This is a genomic window from Pseudomonas putida (genome assembly GCF_009883635.2).
Taxonomy (GTDB): domain Bacteria; phylum Pseudomonadota; class Gammaproteobacteria; order Pseudomonadales; family Pseudomonadaceae; genus Aquipseudomonas; species Aquipseudomonas putida_W.
The window spans coordinates 554770-569798 of sequence record NZ_CP026115.2; the positions used below are offsets into that span (position 1 = coordinate 554770).

Annotated in this window: 11 protein-coding genes, 2 rRNA genes and 2 pseudogenes; 4 read left to right on the forward strand and 11 right to left on the reverse strand. The window is 60.8% G+C overall.

Annotation, left to right across the window (positions count from 1 at the left end):
• Positions 1 to 7: 7 nt before the first annotated feature.
• From C2H86_RS02605 to C2H86_RS02620, 4 genes are all read right to left on the reverse strand, one after another.
• Entirely contained in the window at positions 8 to 1156 is a 1149-nt protein-coding gene (locus C2H86_RS02605) for a PQQ-dependent sugar dehydrogenase (RefSeq protein ID WP_159411319.1), read from the reverse strand.
• Between the two features lie 41 nt (positions 1157 to 1197).
• Positions 1198 to 1527, reverse strand: a complete 330-nt coding sequence (locus tag C2H86_RS02610) for a hypothetical protein (RefSeq protein ID WP_159411320.1) — start codon at positions 1525 to 1527, stop codon at positions 1198 to 1200.
• 136 nt (positions 1528 to 1663) lie between these two features.
• Positions 1664 to 2626: an agmatinase gene (gene speB / locus C2H86_RS02615; protein WP_159411321.1), complete on the reverse strand. Its 963-nt coding sequence runs from the start codon at positions 2624 to 2626 to the stop codon at positions 1664 to 1666.
• Between the two features lie 25 nt (positions 2627 to 2651).
• Positions 2652 to 3731 (reverse strand): extracellular solute-binding protein, encoded by a 1080-nt coding sequence (locus tag C2H86_RS02620; protein ID WP_159411322.1) that lies wholly within the window; start codon positions 3729 to 3731, stop codon positions 2652 to 2654.
• Between the two features lie 102 nt (positions 3732 to 3833).
• Between C2H86_RS02620 and C2H86_RS02625 the strand changes: the two genes are divergently transcribed.
• On the forward strand, positions 3834 to 4724 hold the full coding sequence (locus C2H86_RS02625; RefSeq protein ID WP_159411323.1) for a LysR family transcriptional regulator: 891 nt from the start codon (positions 3834 to 3836) through the stop codon (positions 4722 to 4724).
• Positions 4725 to 4826: 102 nt separating this feature from the next.
• On the opposite strand, the pseudogene C2H86_RS02630 reads toward C2H86_RS02625, so the two are convergent.
• From C2H86_RS02630 to C2H86_RS02640, 3 genes and pseudogenes are all read right to left on the reverse strand, one after another.
• Positions 4827 to 7249 (reverse strand): annotated as a pseudogene (locus tag C2H86_RS02630) (TonB-dependent siderophore receptor).
• A gap of 129 nt (positions 7250 to 7378) precedes the next feature.
• Positions 7379 to 8254, reverse strand: coding sequence for a FecR family protein (locus tag C2H86_RS02635; RefSeq protein WP_240349679.1), 876 nt, complete (start codon positions 8252 to 8254; stop codon positions 7379 to 7381).
• A gap of 4 nt (positions 8255 to 8258) precedes the next feature.
• A pseudogene (locus tag C2H86_RS02640) lies at positions 8259 to 8765 on the reverse strand (RNA polymerase sigma factor); the annotation flags it as partial.
• Between the two features lie 136 nt (positions 8766 to 8901).
• Here C2H86_RS02640 and C2H86_RS02645 point away from each other — a divergent pair.
• Positions 8902 to 9390, forward strand: coding sequence for an LEA type 2 family protein (locus C2H86_RS02645; RefSeq protein WP_159411325.1), 489 nt, complete (start codon positions 8902 to 8904; stop codon positions 9388 to 9390).
• A 9-nt stretch (positions 9391 to 9399) separates the two neighbouring features.
• On the opposite strand, the gene C2H86_RS02650 is transcribed toward C2H86_RS02645, so the two are convergent.
• A complete protein-coding gene (locus C2H86_RS02650; protein WP_159411326.1) occupies positions 9400 to 9663 on the reverse strand; it encodes a hypothetical protein in 264 nt (87 codons plus the stop codon).
• Between the two features lie 129 nt (positions 9664 to 9792).
• Between C2H86_RS02650 and C2H86_RS02655 the strand changes: the two genes are divergently transcribed.
• Complete coding sequence (locus C2H86_RS02655) at positions 9793 to 10113, forward strand: DUF883 family protein (protein ID WP_103446682.1); 321 nt, start codon at positions 9793 to 9795, stop codon at positions 10111 to 10113.
• An 8-nt stretch (positions 10114 to 10121) separates the two neighbouring features.
• Here C2H86_RS02655 and C2H86_RS02660 read toward each other — a convergent pair whose 3' ends face one another.
• On the reverse strand, positions 10122 to 10739 hold the full coding sequence (locus C2H86_RS02660) for a tRNA-(ms[2]io[6]A)-hydroxylase (RefSeq protein ID WP_159411327.1): 618 nt from the start codon (positions 10737 to 10739) through the stop codon (positions 10122 to 10124).
• 154 nt (positions 10740 to 10893) lie between these two features.
• Between C2H86_RS02660 and C2H86_RS02665 the strand changes: the two genes are divergently transcribed.
• Positions 10894 to 11757 carry a universal stress protein gene (locus C2H86_RS02665; protein WP_159411328.1) on the forward strand — a complete coding sequence of 288 codons (864 nt, stop codon included), beginning with the start codon at positions 10894 to 10896 and terminating at the stop codon, positions 11755 to 11757.
• Positions 11758 to 11823: 66 nt separating this feature from the next.
• Here the strand turns inward: C2H86_RS02665 and rrf are convergent.
• Positions 11824 to 11939: ribosomal RNA gene (gene rrf / locus C2H86_RS02670) — 5S ribosomal RNA — on the reverse strand.
• Between the two features lie 140 nt (positions 11940 to 12079).
• Positions 12080 to 14971 (reverse strand): 23S ribosomal RNA (locus C2H86_RS02675).
• Positions 14972 to 15029: the final 58 nt, after the last annotated feature.

Sequence of the window (15029 nt, forward strand, 5' to 3'; positions counted from 1 at the left end):
TCCTGCTTCAGCCCTCGCTCAACCCCACCTTCAGCAGTGTCCCATCCTTGTCATCAGTCAGCACGTACAGGTAGCCATCCGGCCCCAGCCGCACATCACGGATGCGCGCCTTCAAGTCACCCAGCAAGCGCTCTTCATGGACGACCTTGTCGCCATCAAGTTGCAGACGGATCAATTCCTGGGTCGCCAGCGCGCCAATGAACAGGTTGTGATCCCAGGCCTTGAAGGTCGGGCTGTCATAGAAAGCCATGCCGCTGATGCCGGGCGACTTCTCCCAGACATGGTGTGGGTCGACCATGCCTTCGACATGCTTGCCCTTGGCTTCCGGGATCGGCAGCAGCGAGTAGTTGATACCGTGCGTGGCGATCGGCCAGCCATAGTTCCTGCCAGGCGCCGGGATGTTGATCTCGTCGCCGCCACGCGGGCCGTGTTCATGGGTCCAGAGCTTGCCAGTCCAGGGATTGAGCGCCGCGCCCTGTTGGTTGCGGTGGCCGAACGACCAGATTTCCGGGCGCACATCTTGCTTGCCGACGAAGGGGTTGTCCTTCGGTATTTCGCCGTCGGGCAAGATCCGCACGACCTTGCCCTGCAGCTTGTCCAGGTCCTGGGCGGTCGAGCGCTGGTTGTTCTCGCCCAGGGCGATGAACAGGAAGCCGTTGCGGTCGAACACCAGCCGCGAGCCGAAGTGATTGCCTTCGGAAAGCTTGGGTTGCTGGCGGAAGATCACATTGAAATTTTCCAGCCGGGCGCGGTCCTCGGACAGCTGGCCACGGCCCACCGCTGTGCCGGCCTTGCCATCACTGCCCTCCTCGGCATACGACAGGTACACCGTGCGGTCTTTGGCGAACTCAGGCGACAGCACCACATCGAGCAGGCCGCCCTGCCCTTCGGCCCAGACCTTGGGCACGCCGCTGATGGGCGGGCCGACCTTGCCCTCGGCGCTCACCACGCGCAGGTTGCCGGGGCGCTCGGTGACCAGCATGTCCTTGCCACCTGGCAGGAAAGCCAGCGCCCAAGGGTTGCGCAGGCCATCCGCTACGGTGCTGACCGTGAGTTGCCCCTCTTCGCTGGGAAATTGCTGCTCGGGGGCGGCATGGGCCAGCAGCGGCAACAGTGCAGCGGCGGTCAGGGTTGTCAGCCAGTGGGTTCGGGTCATGCAGGATTCCTTTCTATGGGGCCACGCTATGGGCTATGGGGTCAGGGCACACGCTGGCTATCCCGCGCTGGCCGTGTCGGCTCCAGGTTGGGCGCCTGCTGCTGGCGGCGCAGGTTGTCGCCATTGCCGATACCGCGGTTGTCCAGGCTTGGGGTGCGGTAGATGGGCTGGGTGGACGGGCCGCGAACAGGCGGAGTGGCCGGCATGCTGCCTTGGCGACTGTTGGGGTTGGCACGCTGGATAGGGCTGTTGTAGGGGTTGTTGTAGGGGTTGTTGTTACTGGCGGCGAGCTGCAAGGGCTGTGCAGGCGCTGCCTGCAGCGGCAGGCACAGCGTCAAGCCGATGATCAAGGTTGGCACTGTGAGTTTCATGCTTCACCTCCTGTACGAAAAAGCGCGCCTTGGGCATTTGGATAGCCTAAGGCGCGAAGGGTTCGCGGCAAAAGTGTGAATGCGATTCCTGATGTTTCAGTATGGGCCTGATGGCACGGCGCATCAGGCCCGCCGATCACCGGGCGGTATCGACCTTGTGCCGTGCCGCGTACAGGCACAGCATCTCCATGGCCAGGGTGGCCCCGGCCAGCGCGGTGATATCGGCGTGGTCATAGGCCGGCGCCACTTCCACCAGGTCCATGCCCACCAGGTTGATGCCGCGCAGGCCACCGAGGATCTCCAGCGCCTGCACCGTGCTCAAGCCGCCACATACCGGGGTGCCAGTGCCGGGTGCATACGCCGGGTCGAGGCAATCGATGTCGAACGTCAGGTACACCGGCCGGTCGCCAACCCGCTGGCGGATCGCGGCGATGATCGCTTCGGTGCCCTGGCGGTGCACCTGCCGGGCATCGAGAATGGCGAAGCCCTGGCTGTCGTCATTGGTGGTGCGCAGGCCGACCTGCACCGAGCAGGACGGATCGACCAGGCCCTCGCGGGCGGCATGCCAGAACATGGTGCCATGGTCGATACGGCCCTCTTCGTCCGGCCAGGTGTCGCTGTGCGCATCGAAATGGATCAGCGCCAGCGGGCCATGGCGACGGGCATGGGCCTTGAGCAGCGGGTAGCTGATGAAATGGTCACCGCCCAGGGTGAGCATGGCGCAACCGGCTTCAAGAATGTGCTCGGCGTGGGCCTGGATGCTGTCGGGTACCGACTGTGGGGTGCCGCTGTCGAAGGCACAGTCGCCATAGTCGATCACTGCCAGGTGGTCGAACGGGTCGAACGCCCACGGCCAGTGGCGCGCCCAGGCCTGCTGTACCGAGGCGGCACGGATTGCACGCGGCCCGAAACGCGCGCCGGGGCGGTTGCTGGTGGCGGTGTCGAACGGCACACCGCTGACCACCACATCCACTCCGCGCAAATCGCGGCTGTAGCGGCGACGGGAGAAACTGGTGATACCGGCGTAGGTACTTTCCGCTGCGGTACCGTACAGGCTGTCGCGGGTCATGGCCTGGTCGTTGTTCTGGGCTTGTTCCACGGTTGGGCTCCTTTATGGTTATCGGTCACTGGCGGCTGCGGAAGGCCGTCCACAGCCGGTTGCGCTGGCGCAGGTCGGACAGCGCCATGCTGCGGTCGGCATACAGGCGCTCACGCACGTCGGCAGGGGGGTAGATATCCGGGTCATTGCGCACGGCTTCATCCACCAACGGTGTGGCCGCCTGGTTGGCATTGGCGAAGAACAACGTATTGGTGAGCGCTGCCACCGACTCCGGTTTCAGCATGAACGCGATGAACGCCCGGGCAGCTTCCGGGTGCGGGGCGTCCTTGGGGATGACCAGGTTGTCCTGCCACACCAGCGTGCCTTCACGGGGGATGCGGTAGATCAGCTCGAACGGCTTGCCGGCGCGGCGCGCCTGGTCGGCGGCCATGGCCGCATCGCCGTTGTAGGTCAGCGCCAGGCATACGCTGCCGTTGGCCAGGTCGTTGATCTGCCGGCCATTGGCGACGTAGCTGATCGACGGTTGCAGCTGGTTCAGCAGGTTCTGCGCCGCCGCGAGGTCGGCCTTGTCCTGGCTGTAGGGGTCTTTGCCGAGGTAGTTGAGGGCGACGCCGATCACTTCCTGGGGCGAGTCCGGCATGGCGATGCCGCACTCCTTGAGGCGGCTGGCGTACTCGGGTTTGAACAGCAGGTCGAGGCTGTCCAGCGGCACATCGCCCAGGCGCTGGCGCACTGCCTCGACATTCACCCCAAGGCCCAGGGTGCCCCAGGTGTAGGGCACCGCGTAACGGTTGCCTGGGTCGGCCTCGGCCAGCTTGGCCAGCAGGTCCTTGTCGAGGTTGGCGTAACCGGGCATGTCTTGCGCATCGAGCGGTTGCAGGGCATTGGCCTTCAGCGCCCGGGCCAGTACGGTGGCGGACGGCACGACCACGTCGTAGCCGCTGCGGCCGGTGAGCAGTTTGGTTTCGAGGACTTCGGTGGTGTCGAAGGTGTCGTAGCGCACCTTGTAGCCGGTTTCCTTTTCAAAGCGCTGGAGGGTTTCCGGGGCGACGTAGTCGGCCCAGCTGTAGAGATTGACGACCTTTTCTTCGGCCTGCAGCGGCAGGGCCAGGATCAGGGACAACAGGCACAGCGATCGACGCATGACGGGCACCTCGGCAAATGGGTGGATGCCGCCAGCATGCCAGCCGGGTTACATTGCAAGAATGGCAAGTTTGCAAAGCTGACATTCATCGGGAGCAATGTGATGCTCGGACAACTGCACGACCCCGACCTGCACCTGCTGCGGCTGTTCGTCACTGTAGTAGAGGCCGGTGGCTTCAGTGCTGCCCAAGGCGTACTGGGCTTGAGCCAACCCACCATCAGCCAGCGCATGGCGCAGCTGGAAACGCGCCTGGGCTACCGCCTGTGCAGCCGCGGCAAAGGCGGCTTTCGCCTGACAGACAAGGGCGAGTTGCTGGTGGAGGCGGCCCGTGGCCTGTTGCTGAACATCGAGTTGTTCCGCCAACAGGCCAACGGCGTGGCCGGGCGACTGCTGGGAACGGTACGGGTGGGCATGGCTGAGAACCAGGATGCAGCCGTGAGCTTGCGCCTGGCCACGGCCATTTCACGCTTTCGTGGCCGCGAGGAAGCGGTGCAACTGGAGCTGATCAGCGCACCACCGGCGGAGCTGGAGCGGCTGCTGCTGGAGCAACGACTGGACTTTGCCATCAGCTACTTTTCCGGCAACCAGGCGGCATTCGACTACCAGCCGTTGTTCGAGGAGCGGCAGCGTTTGTACTGCGGTAAGGGGCATGCGCTGTTCGATGTGGCCGAGGTGACCCACGAGCAGTTGCTGGAGGCGGATCAGGTCCGTCACCCCTATCGCTTCCTCAAGGGCGGCGAGCCGTTCCAGAGCCGACGCAGCATGGCGGTGGCGGAGCAGATCGAGAGCGTGCTGACGTTCATTCTGTCAGGGCGGCATATTGGCTATCTGCCTTGTCACTGTGCGGCGAGTTGGGAGGCTCAGGGGATGTTGCGGGCGCTGGATCCAGGGCTGGATTTCGTGGTGCCCTTCACCTTGGCTCGGCATCGGGCACAGGTGCCGGGGGAGGCGCAGGTGGCATTTGTAAAGGATTTGCTGGACGCGTTCTCCTGAACTGGCCTCTTCGCGGGGCGCCCGCTCCCACAGGGTCAGCGTCTGCGCGGTCATTGTGGGAGCGGGCTAGTCCCGCGAAGAGGCCGGTGCAGCCAACGTCAATCAGTAGGCCATGCTCCAGGTCAGGGTGTAGGTACGGCCGCGCCCCTGGTAGTCATACAGATAGGCCGGCCCGTAGGTCGGCGAGTAGAACAGCGTCGCCCGCTGCCCCCACACGGTGCTGTACTGCTTGTCCAGCAGGTTCTGGATACCGGCGCTGAAGGTACCGAAGCCGGTGTCCTGGCTGCCGAGAAGGTCGAAGGTGGTGTAGCCGTCGATTTCATGATCGGCATCGTCCTTCAGGCTGAAGGCGTGGTTGGCCTGCAGCCGAGCGCTGCGGCCATCGCCCTTCCAGCCGACGAACGCGGTGGCCTTGGACAGCGAGGCATAGCGGGCATCGCGCTTGATCCAGTCGCCGCTGGCGTCTTCTTCCTCGGAACGGGTCAGGTGAACGGTACCCCCGCCTCCCAGCCCGTCTGGAAGTGCCGGGTCAGCGCACCTTCGAAACCGAAGTCGCGGCTCTTCTGGTCTTCAACGTTGATGGTCAGCGTTTGCGAGTCGACGTTGATGATCTTGTCCGACCAGATGTAGTACAGCGCAGCCTGCGCGTCCCAATCCAGGTCGGCATAGCGCCAACCCAGTTCGACCTGGCGGCTCTTGATGCCGGCCAGCGGGTTGTCCGCGACGCTCAGGCCAGGCTTGCCGTAGTACTTGGCAGGGTCCGGCAGGTCGAAGCCTTCGCCATAGTTGGTCCACACCTGGTGGCCGTTCTTGAAGTCGTAGATGGCGCCGACGTTGTACAGGTTGACCTCATAATCGTTACTGCCACCTGGCACGCCCTTGAAGTCGCTGACATCCACATCCATCTGCTGGCGCCGGGCGCCGCCGGACAAGGTCAGGTTGTCAGTGGCATGCCAGTCGAGCTGGGCGTAAACCGAAACGCCATCGACCCGATAGCTGGGATAGCGTTCGGCCTTGCTCTGCTTGTCCAGGTCCAGGCCGCCGCTTTCGGATGAAGTCAGAGCATCGAAGGTGGTCTGGTCGGCATTGAAGCGCTCGCGGTCCAGGTCCACGCCATAGGTCAGCTTGAGGGCATCCCACTGCTTGGCGAACAGGCCCTTGAGGCTGGTGACCTCGAAGTTCTGCTGCGAGGCGGCGAAGTACACGCCACGCGCACCGGTCGGCGTGGCGCGGTTGTAGTACGGGAACGGATAGAAGTTGTCGTTTTCCTTGCGGTACGAGGCCTGCAGGTAGAAGTCCTGGCCCAGCACATCGGTGTGGTGGTAGTTGGCGTTGAGCAGCAGGCGTCGGGTGCGTGGCTCCAGGTCCGTGGAATAGCCGCTGCGCAGTTCGGCATCCTCCAGGTCGGAGGGGGCGTTGTAATTGAGGTTGGGGAAGTAGATACCGGTACTGCCGTGGTTGCCGGAATCGTAGTACTGGGCCAGCAGGTCGAGGCTTTGCTCATCGTTGAGTTTCAGGCCGAGGGTGCCCAGCACGTCTAGGGTGCGGTTGTACTGCAGGTCGGTCTGGGTGTTGTCGATGAAGATCTGATCACCCGCGCCATCGTAGAACGCTTCGTTCTGCTCGCCGGAAATCCCCAGCCGCCCGCTGACTCGCTCGTTGCCGCCACTGACCGACTGGGCGAAGCGGGTGGCCAGGTCGTCGCTGTTGTTGACGCCACTGCTGGCACCCAGCTGGGTTTCGAAGCGGGCCGGGCCTGGCTCGCCCTTCTTGGTGACGATGTTGATGATCCCGCCGGTGGCACCGCCGCCGTAGATGGCGCTGGCGCCGGACAGGACCTCGACGCGTTCGACGTTGAACGGTGAAATGCTGTCGAACTGGCGCGACAGGCCGCGCGAGCTGTTCTGGCTGACACCATCGATCATCACCAGCACATTGCGCCCACGCATGTTCTGGCCGTAGTTGGTACGCCCTTCGGGCGCCAGGTCCAGGCCTGGCACCAGTTTGCCGATGGCCTCCTTGAGGCTGACGCCGCTGTCGATCTGTTCGCGCAGCTGCTGTTGGTCCACCACCCACACCGTGCCGGGGATTTCGCTGATGGCGGTGCTGGTGCGCGAGGCAACGCTGACTTCGATGGGTTTCAGGTTGACCGCCTGCGGCGCAGGCGCAGCCTTGCGCAGGGTGACCGTGCGCGGATCGTTGAACTGCCAGGCCATGTCGCTGCCGGCCAGCAGTAGCTGCAGCGCCTGTTCGATGCTGTAGCTGCCCTGCAGCGCCGGGCTGTTCAGGCCTGCCACATCCCCCGTGGTGTACAGCAGGTGCAGGCCGGCCTGGTCGGCGAATGCGGTGAGGGCCTGATCCAGAGGTTGTGCCGGCAGTTCCAGTTGAACCTGGCGCGCCTGAACCTGTGCTGGCACGTCTGTGACGGCCCATGCCTGCAGAGGACCGGCGAACATTGCCAGGGCACTGCAAGACATCAAGGCATGGTGAAGGCGACCGCCGCGACGGTGTGAGGGCATGGGCAAAAGAGGCACGAATGAGCTTCCAGACAAGTCGTAAATGAGAATGGGTTGCTGATCAGTCCCACTACGACGTTCTGGCTTGCACGAACTTGCAGCGCCAAATGAAAAAAGTTTCGATTATTTTTTACAGGCTCAGTGCACCACGGCCAGCCACGGCAGGTAGGTGACCTTGAGGCCGTAACGCTGCTCCAGCGTGCGCAGCAGGGCCTGTGGCTCGTTCAAGTCGAATACGCCACTGACTTCGAGTGCCGAGAGTTTGTGGTCGGAGAGCAGAATGCGGCCGTACTGGTAGCGTTCGAGCTCGGCCAGCACCTGCCCCAGCGGTTTGCCATTGAAGATCAGCTTGCCCCGCTGCCAGGCCGTCTGCGCGCTGGCGTCGGTTGCGATGGCCAGGATGTGATCACCGAGCCGGGCTTCACCTTTGGCCAGCACCACATGGCCGTCACGGCGCACGCTGAAGGTTGCCGCACTGCCCTGCACGGCATCACCGGCGGTTTCGACCACGAAGGGGCGTGGGTCATCGGTGGTTTCGAACAGTGCCTCGCCGGCCTGCAGCGTCACCCTGCGCTCGCTGGCGCTGAAGGCCACATTGAGGGCGCTGGCGCTGTTGAGCAGTACCCGCGAACCGTCCGCGAGGGTAATGCGCTGTTGCTCGCCGACGCCCGTGTGATAGTCCGCCAGCCACACCGGCGCCTGTTGCCAGCCGCCGTAACCTGCCACCAGCAGCACCAGGGAGGCGGCGATGCCCGTTGCCCAGTGGCGCTTGCTGCGGCGCGCCGGCGCTGCTTCGAATACCTGGGCAGTCGGCGTATGACCCAGATCCTGCCACAGCGCTTCCGCCTCATGCGCCGCCTCGGCATGTGCCGGGCTCAGCTGGCACCAGCGCTGGTAGCGGGCCTGATCGGTAACACTGGCATGGCCCGAGTGCAGCAGCACCTGCCAGTCGAGGGCATCGTCGGACAAGTCACTGATCGGCTGCGGAGCGTGCATGGTCGGGGTATCAGTCATGGTTGTGCTTGAGCCAGTCACGGCAATGGCGCAGGGCCTGGCCGATGTATTTTGCCACCATGCTCTCGGAAACGCCCAGCCGTTGTGCGATCTGCGCCTGGGTCAGGCCCTCGACACGGTTCAGCAGCAACGCCTGGCGAGCATTGCTGGACAACTGCAGCAGTGCTTCGTCGAGTATCTGCAGACGCTCACGGGCCAGCAGCGTCGCCTCCGGTGCCTGCGCTGAGCAGGCCACCTCCCCTGCGCCATCGCTGTCCTCATGGCTGGCTGCGATGCGCTGTTCACGGCGCAGCGCGTCGATGGCCAGGTTGCCGGCCACACGGAAGATGAAGCTGCGCGCATGCAGCACCGGCACCGCCTGCTCGTCGATCTTCACCAGCTTCAGGTACGTCTCCTGCGCCACGTCGGCGGCACGCTGCCGGTCGCTCATGCGCCGGGTAAGAAACTGCAGCAGGTCGTCGTAGTGCTCCTGGAAACTTGCCAGCAGACCGGACACGGGAGACGTCAGCATGGGGTAGAAGCACCGCCAGTAGGAGGAATTGTCGGGCGTTAATGAGAAACAGTATCTTTCATAAAGCCCAACACTTTCAACGTCGCCGTGCATTTGCCACACTGCAGGCACTACTTTGTCGGCAAGGTCCTTACCCATGGTTGCCCGTTTACGCCGCCCCCTTCGTCTGCTGCTGGTCCTGATGCTGGCCATTGGGCTCAACGCTTGCGCGCTGTTCCAGGCCCGTGATCCGCTGAACATCAGTGTGATCGGTATCGAACCGCTGCCGGGGCAGGAGCTGGAAATGCGCATGGCGGTGAAGATGAGGGTGCAGAACCCCAACGAATCGGCCATCGACTACAACGGCATTGCGCTGAACCTGGAGGTCAACGGTCAGCCGCTGGCGGCCGGCGTAAGCGATCAGCAAGGGCACATCGGCCGCTACGACGAAGCCGTGATCGTGGTGCCGGTGAGCATCACGGCGTTCGCCTTCCTGCGCCAGGCCTACGGCCTGGGCAAGCTCGATTCGCTGCAAGGGATGCCTTACAAACTGCGTGGCAAGCTCGCCGGCGGGCCGTTGGGCACAGTGCGCTTCACCGACGAAGGCAAGCTCGACCTGCCCAAGGAGGGCAGCCTGTATTGGTAAGGGGATGGTTCAGCGATTGGCGCTGGCGGCAGCCATCATCTTGTTGACCTCGCTGCGCACCATGCTGGCGTATTCCGGCGGCGACAGACTATCCAGCTCGGCACGCACCCATTCCGCCCACTTGCCTTTGCGGCGTGGTTTTTCGGCGATCAGCCGCGCGGCTTCACCCTTGGCCTTGCCCAGGTTGTTCTGCCACATTTCGAACAGCCGGGCCTTTTCTGCCTCGATCTGCGCCCGTTCCTCGAAGCTCATGTTGGCCAGATTGAAACTCATGAAGGTACCTGCCTGTTGAAAATGGCCGCTATCTTACACCCTGGCGTCGCATCATCGGCAAAGCCGTCGCAACTTTCCCGGCGCGCTGGCATCCATTGTTCAAACCACCCCATCGACGAGGACGTGTTCATGGCCCGAAAAACCGCCGCACTGGCCGACAGTGATCAGATCAAGGACCAGGTGTTCAGTGAACTACAGGCATTGATCGAAGAATCGGAAAAATTGCTTAACGAAAGCGCCGCGCTGGTTGGCGAAGAAGCCGAGACCCTGCGTGCGCAGGTCAGCCTGAAACTGCGCCAGGCGCGCGAGGCCGCCGGCCAGGTGCGGGCCAAGGCGCAACCGGTGGTGGAGGCCACCCAGGACTATATCGGTGGCCATCCCTGGCAGACCGTGGCCGTGTCTGCAGGCTTCGGACTGGTGATCGGCCTGCTGCTGGGGCGCCGCTACTAGGCTAGGCGTCAGGCAGCTTGCGCCATCGGGATACCGCTGTGGAAGCGTAGCTCCTGATCGGGAGACTGGATCAGCTCCGCTTCCGCTGCGCGTACCAGTTCGACGCGGCGGGCGATGTCCGCCTCTTCCCCGTACTGGTGGGCCAGCTTCAGATAGCCCTGATAATGGCGGGCTTCGCTTTTGAGCAGGCCGTGATAAAAGGTGCCGAGCTCCTCATCGAGGTGTGGCACCAAGGCCGCAAAACGTTCGCAACTACGGGCCTCGATGAATGCCCCGACCACCAGGGTATCCACCAGCTTCACCGGCTCGTGGGCACGTACCAGGCGTCGCAGGCCAGACGCATAGCGCCCCGCCGAAACTGGCCGCAGTGGCACGCCGCGACGCTTCATCAACCGCAGCACCTGCTCGTGATGCACCAGCTCTTCACGGGCCAGGCGCGACATCATGTTGATCAGGTCCAGGTGGGTGTTGTACTTGGCGATCAGGCTCAGGGCGGTGCTGGCTGCCTTGAACTCGCAGTTCTTGTGATCGATCAGCAGGGTTTCCTGGTCGGCGAGTGCCGCTTCGATCCAGGCATCTGGGGTCGGGCAGCCGAGGAAGGCATCGATTTCGGGGATCAGCGACATAAACGAACAACCACACTGGACAGGCAGGACCGGCGATTATACCGACGGCGACGGGCAGCACCAGTGACTATGCTTGATGTACATCAAGCGGCGACGCGGGAGGCGCCGACTATAGTCAGGCATTGTTCGCCACCTTTGAACGGAGTTCACGCCCATGCAAGCGGTCCGTAGCATCCTCGTCGTCCTCGACCCTGAACATGCCCATAGCCGTGCGCTGACCCGCGCCAAGCTGATTGCTGGCGTGACCGGTGCTCGTCTGCATCTGCTGATGTGTGACAAGAAGCATGACCACAGTGCCTTGCTCAGTTTGCTCAGTAGCCAGTTGCATGATGATGGCTATGACAATGTCACCCATGAACAGACCTGGCATGAGACCTTGCATGAATCGATCATCGCCGTGCAGCAGGCCGAAGGCTGTGAGCTGGTGATCAAGGAACATCGCCCGGATAACCCGCTGAAGAAGGCATTGCTCACCCCGATCGACTGGAAGCTGTTGCGCCAGTGCCCCTGTGCGGTATTGATGGTCAAGAGTGAGCGGCCTTGGACAGGTGGTGTGATCCTCGCGGCGGTGGATGTGGGCAACCAGGACGAAGACCATCGTCGCCTGCATGCCAGTATCATCGACCATGGCTATGCCATTGCCGGGTTGGCCAAGGGCGACCTGCATGTCGTCAGTGCGCACCCCTCGCCCATGCTGTCGGCGTCTGACCCGGTTTATCAGCTGAGTGAAACCATCGAGAAGCGCTATCGGGAGGCTTGCAGTGCGTTTCAGGCCGAATTCGACATCAGTGAAGATCGCCTGCATGTCGCGGAAGGGCCGGCAGATGTACTGATACCCCATTTCGAGAAGCAGCTCGATGCCGTGGTCACGGTGATCGGCACAGTTGCGCGAACCGGGATTTCCGGGGCCCTGATCGGCAATACCTCGGAAGTGGTGCTCGATTCGCTGGAAGGCGATGTGCTCGTGCTCAAGAGCGAAGAAGCGACGGCACATCTGGCGGAACTGGCCCGGGGCTGAAGGTTGCCCGGCCCGGAAAGACAAAATCCCTACCTGCATGCGCAGATAGGGGTTTTGCGAAATGAATCTTGACGATGACCTACTCTCACATGGGGAAACCCCACACTACCATCGGCGATGCATCGTTTCACTACTGAGTTCGGGATGGGATCAGGTGGTTCCAATGCTCTATGGTCGTCAAGAAATTCTGTAGCCAGTATGTCCAGATGGACAGCCCAGCGAATTCGGATATGTGAATTTGTGCTGCTCTTGTGAAAAGCGAATCTTCGGTTCTTTCGTCTTCACCACCGCAATCTGCATGAGCAAATTGCTTGGGTGTTATATGGTCAAGCCTCACGGGCAATTAGTATTGGTTAGCTCAACGCCTCACAGCGCTTACACACCCAACCTATCAACGTCGTAGTCTTCGACGGCCCTTTAGGGGATTCAAGATCCCAGTGAGATCTCATCTTGAGGCAAGTTTCCCGCTTAGATGCTTTCAGCGGTTATCTCTTCCGAACATAGCTACCCGGCAATGCCACTGGCGTGACAACCGGAACACCAGAGGTTCGTCCACTCCGGTCCTCTCGTACTAGGAGCAGCCCCTCTCAAATCTCAAACGTCCACGGCAGATAGGGACCGAACTGTCTCACGACGTTCTAAACCCAGCTCGCGTACCACTTTAAATGGCGAACAGCCATACCCTTGGGACCGGCTTCAGCCCCAGGATGTGATGAGCCGACATCGAGGTGCCAAACACCGCCGTCGATATGAACTCTTGGGCGGTATCAGCCTGTTATCCCCGGAGTACCTTTTATCCGTTGAGCGATGGCCCTTCCATACAGAACCACCGGATCACTAAGACCTACTTTCGTACCTGCTCGACGTGTTTGTCTCGCAGTCAAGCGCGCTTTTGCCTTTATACTCTACGACCGATTTCCGACCGGTCTGAGCGCACCTTCGTACTCCTCCGTTACTCTTTGGGAGGAGACCGCCCCAGTCAAACTACCCACCATACACTGTCCTCGATCCGGATAACGGACCTGAGTTAGAACCTCAAAGTTGCCAGGGTGGTATTTCAAGGATGGCTCCATGAGAACTGGCGTCCCCACTTCAAAGCCTCCCACCTATCCTACACAAGCAAATTCAAAGTCCAGTGCAAAGCTATAGTAAAGGTTCACGGGGTCTTTCCGTCTAGCCGCGGATACACTGCATCTTCACAGCGATTTCAATTTCACTGAGTCTCGGGTGGAGACAGCGCCGCCATCGTTACGCCATTCGTGCAGGTCGGAACTTACCCGACAAGGAATTTCGCTACCTTAGGACCGTTATAGTTACGGCCGCCGTTTACCGGGGCTTCGATCAAGAGCTTCGCTTGCGCTAACCCCATCAATTAACCTTCCGGCACCGGGCAGGCGTCACACCCTATACGTCCACTTTCGTGTTTGCAGAGTGCTGTGTTTTTAATAAACAGTCGCAGCGGCCTGGTATCTTCGACCGGCATGGGCTTACGGAGCAAGTCCTTCACCCTCGCCGGCGCACCTTCTCCCGAAGTTACGGTGCCATTTTGCCTAGTTCCTTCACCCGAGTTCTCTCAAGCGCCTTGGTATTCTCTACCTAACCACCTGTGTCGGTTTGGGGTACGGTTCCCAGTTATCTGAAGCTTAGGAGCTTTTCTTGGAAGCATGGCATCAACCACTTCGTCGCCTAATGGCAACTCGTCATCAGCTCTCGGCCTTGAAATCCCGGATTTGCCTAAGATTTCAGCCTACCACCTTAAACTTGGACAACCAACGCCAAGCTGGCCTAGCCTTCTCCGTCCCTCCATCGCAATAACTGGAAGTACAGGAATATTAACCTGTTTTCCATCGACTACGCTTTTCAGCCTCGCCTTAGGGACCGACTAACCCTGCGTCGATTAACGTTGCGCAGGAAACCTTGGTCTTTCGGCGTGCGAGTTTTTCACTCGCATTGTCGTTACTCATGTCAGCATTCGCACTTCTGATACCTCCAGCAAGCTTCTCAACTCACCTTCACAGGCTTACAGAACGCTCCTCTACCGCGTCATCAAAGATGACACCCGTAGCTTCGGTGCATGGTTTGAGCCCCGTTACATCTTCCGCGCAGGCCGACTCGACTAGTGAGCTATTACGCTTTCTTTAAAGGATGGCTGCTTCTAAGCCAACCTCCTAGCTGTCTAAGCCTTCCCACATCGTTTCCCACTTAACCATGACTTTGGGACCTTAGCTGACGGTCTGGGTTGTTTCCCTTTTCACGACGGACGTTAGCACCCGCCGTGTGTCTCCCATGCTCGGCACTTGTAGGTATTCGGAGTTTGCATCGGTTTGGTAAGTCGGGATGACCCCCTAGCCGAAACAGTGCTCTACCCCCTACAGTGATACATGAGGCGCTACCTAAATAGCTTTCGAGGAGAACCAGCTATCTCCGAGCTTGATTAGCCTTTCACTCCGATCCACAGGTCATCCGCTAACTTTTCAACGGTAGTCGGTTCGGTCCTCCAGTCAGTGTTACCTAACCTTCAACCTGCCCATGGATAGATCGCCCGGTTTCGGGTCTATACCCAGCGACTAAACGCCCTATTAAGACTCGCTTTCGCTACGCCTCCCCTATTCGGTTAAGCTCGCCACTGAATATAAGTCGCTGACCCATTATACAAAAGGTACGCAGTCACCTAACAAAGTAGGCTCCCACTGCTTGTACGCATACGGTTTCAGGTTCTATTTCACTCCCCTCTCCGGGGTTCTTTTCGCCTTTCCCTCACGGTACTGGTTCACTATCGGTCAGTCAGTAGTATTTAGCCTTGGAGGATGGTCCCCCCATGTTCAGACAAAGTTTCTCGTGCTCCGTCCTACTCGATTTCATTGACAAGAGATTTTCGTGTACGGGGCTATCACCCACTATGGCCGCACTTTCCAGAGCGTTCCACTAATCTCAAACCAACTTAAGGGCTGGTCCCCGTTCGCTCGCCACTACTAAGGGAATCTCGGTTGATTTCTTTTCCTCAGGGTACTTAGATGTTTCAGTTCCCCTGGTTCGCCTCTTGAACCTATGTATTCAGTACAAGATACTCAGCTTATGCTGAGTGGGTTCCCCCATTCAGAGATCTCTGGATCACAGTCTGTTTGCCGACTCCCCAAAGCTTATCGCAGGCTACCACGTCTTTCATCGCCTCTGACTGCCAAGGCATCCACCGTATGCGCTTCTTCACTTGACCATATAACCCCAAGCAATCTGGTTATACTGTGAAGACGACATTCGCCGAAAATTCGCAT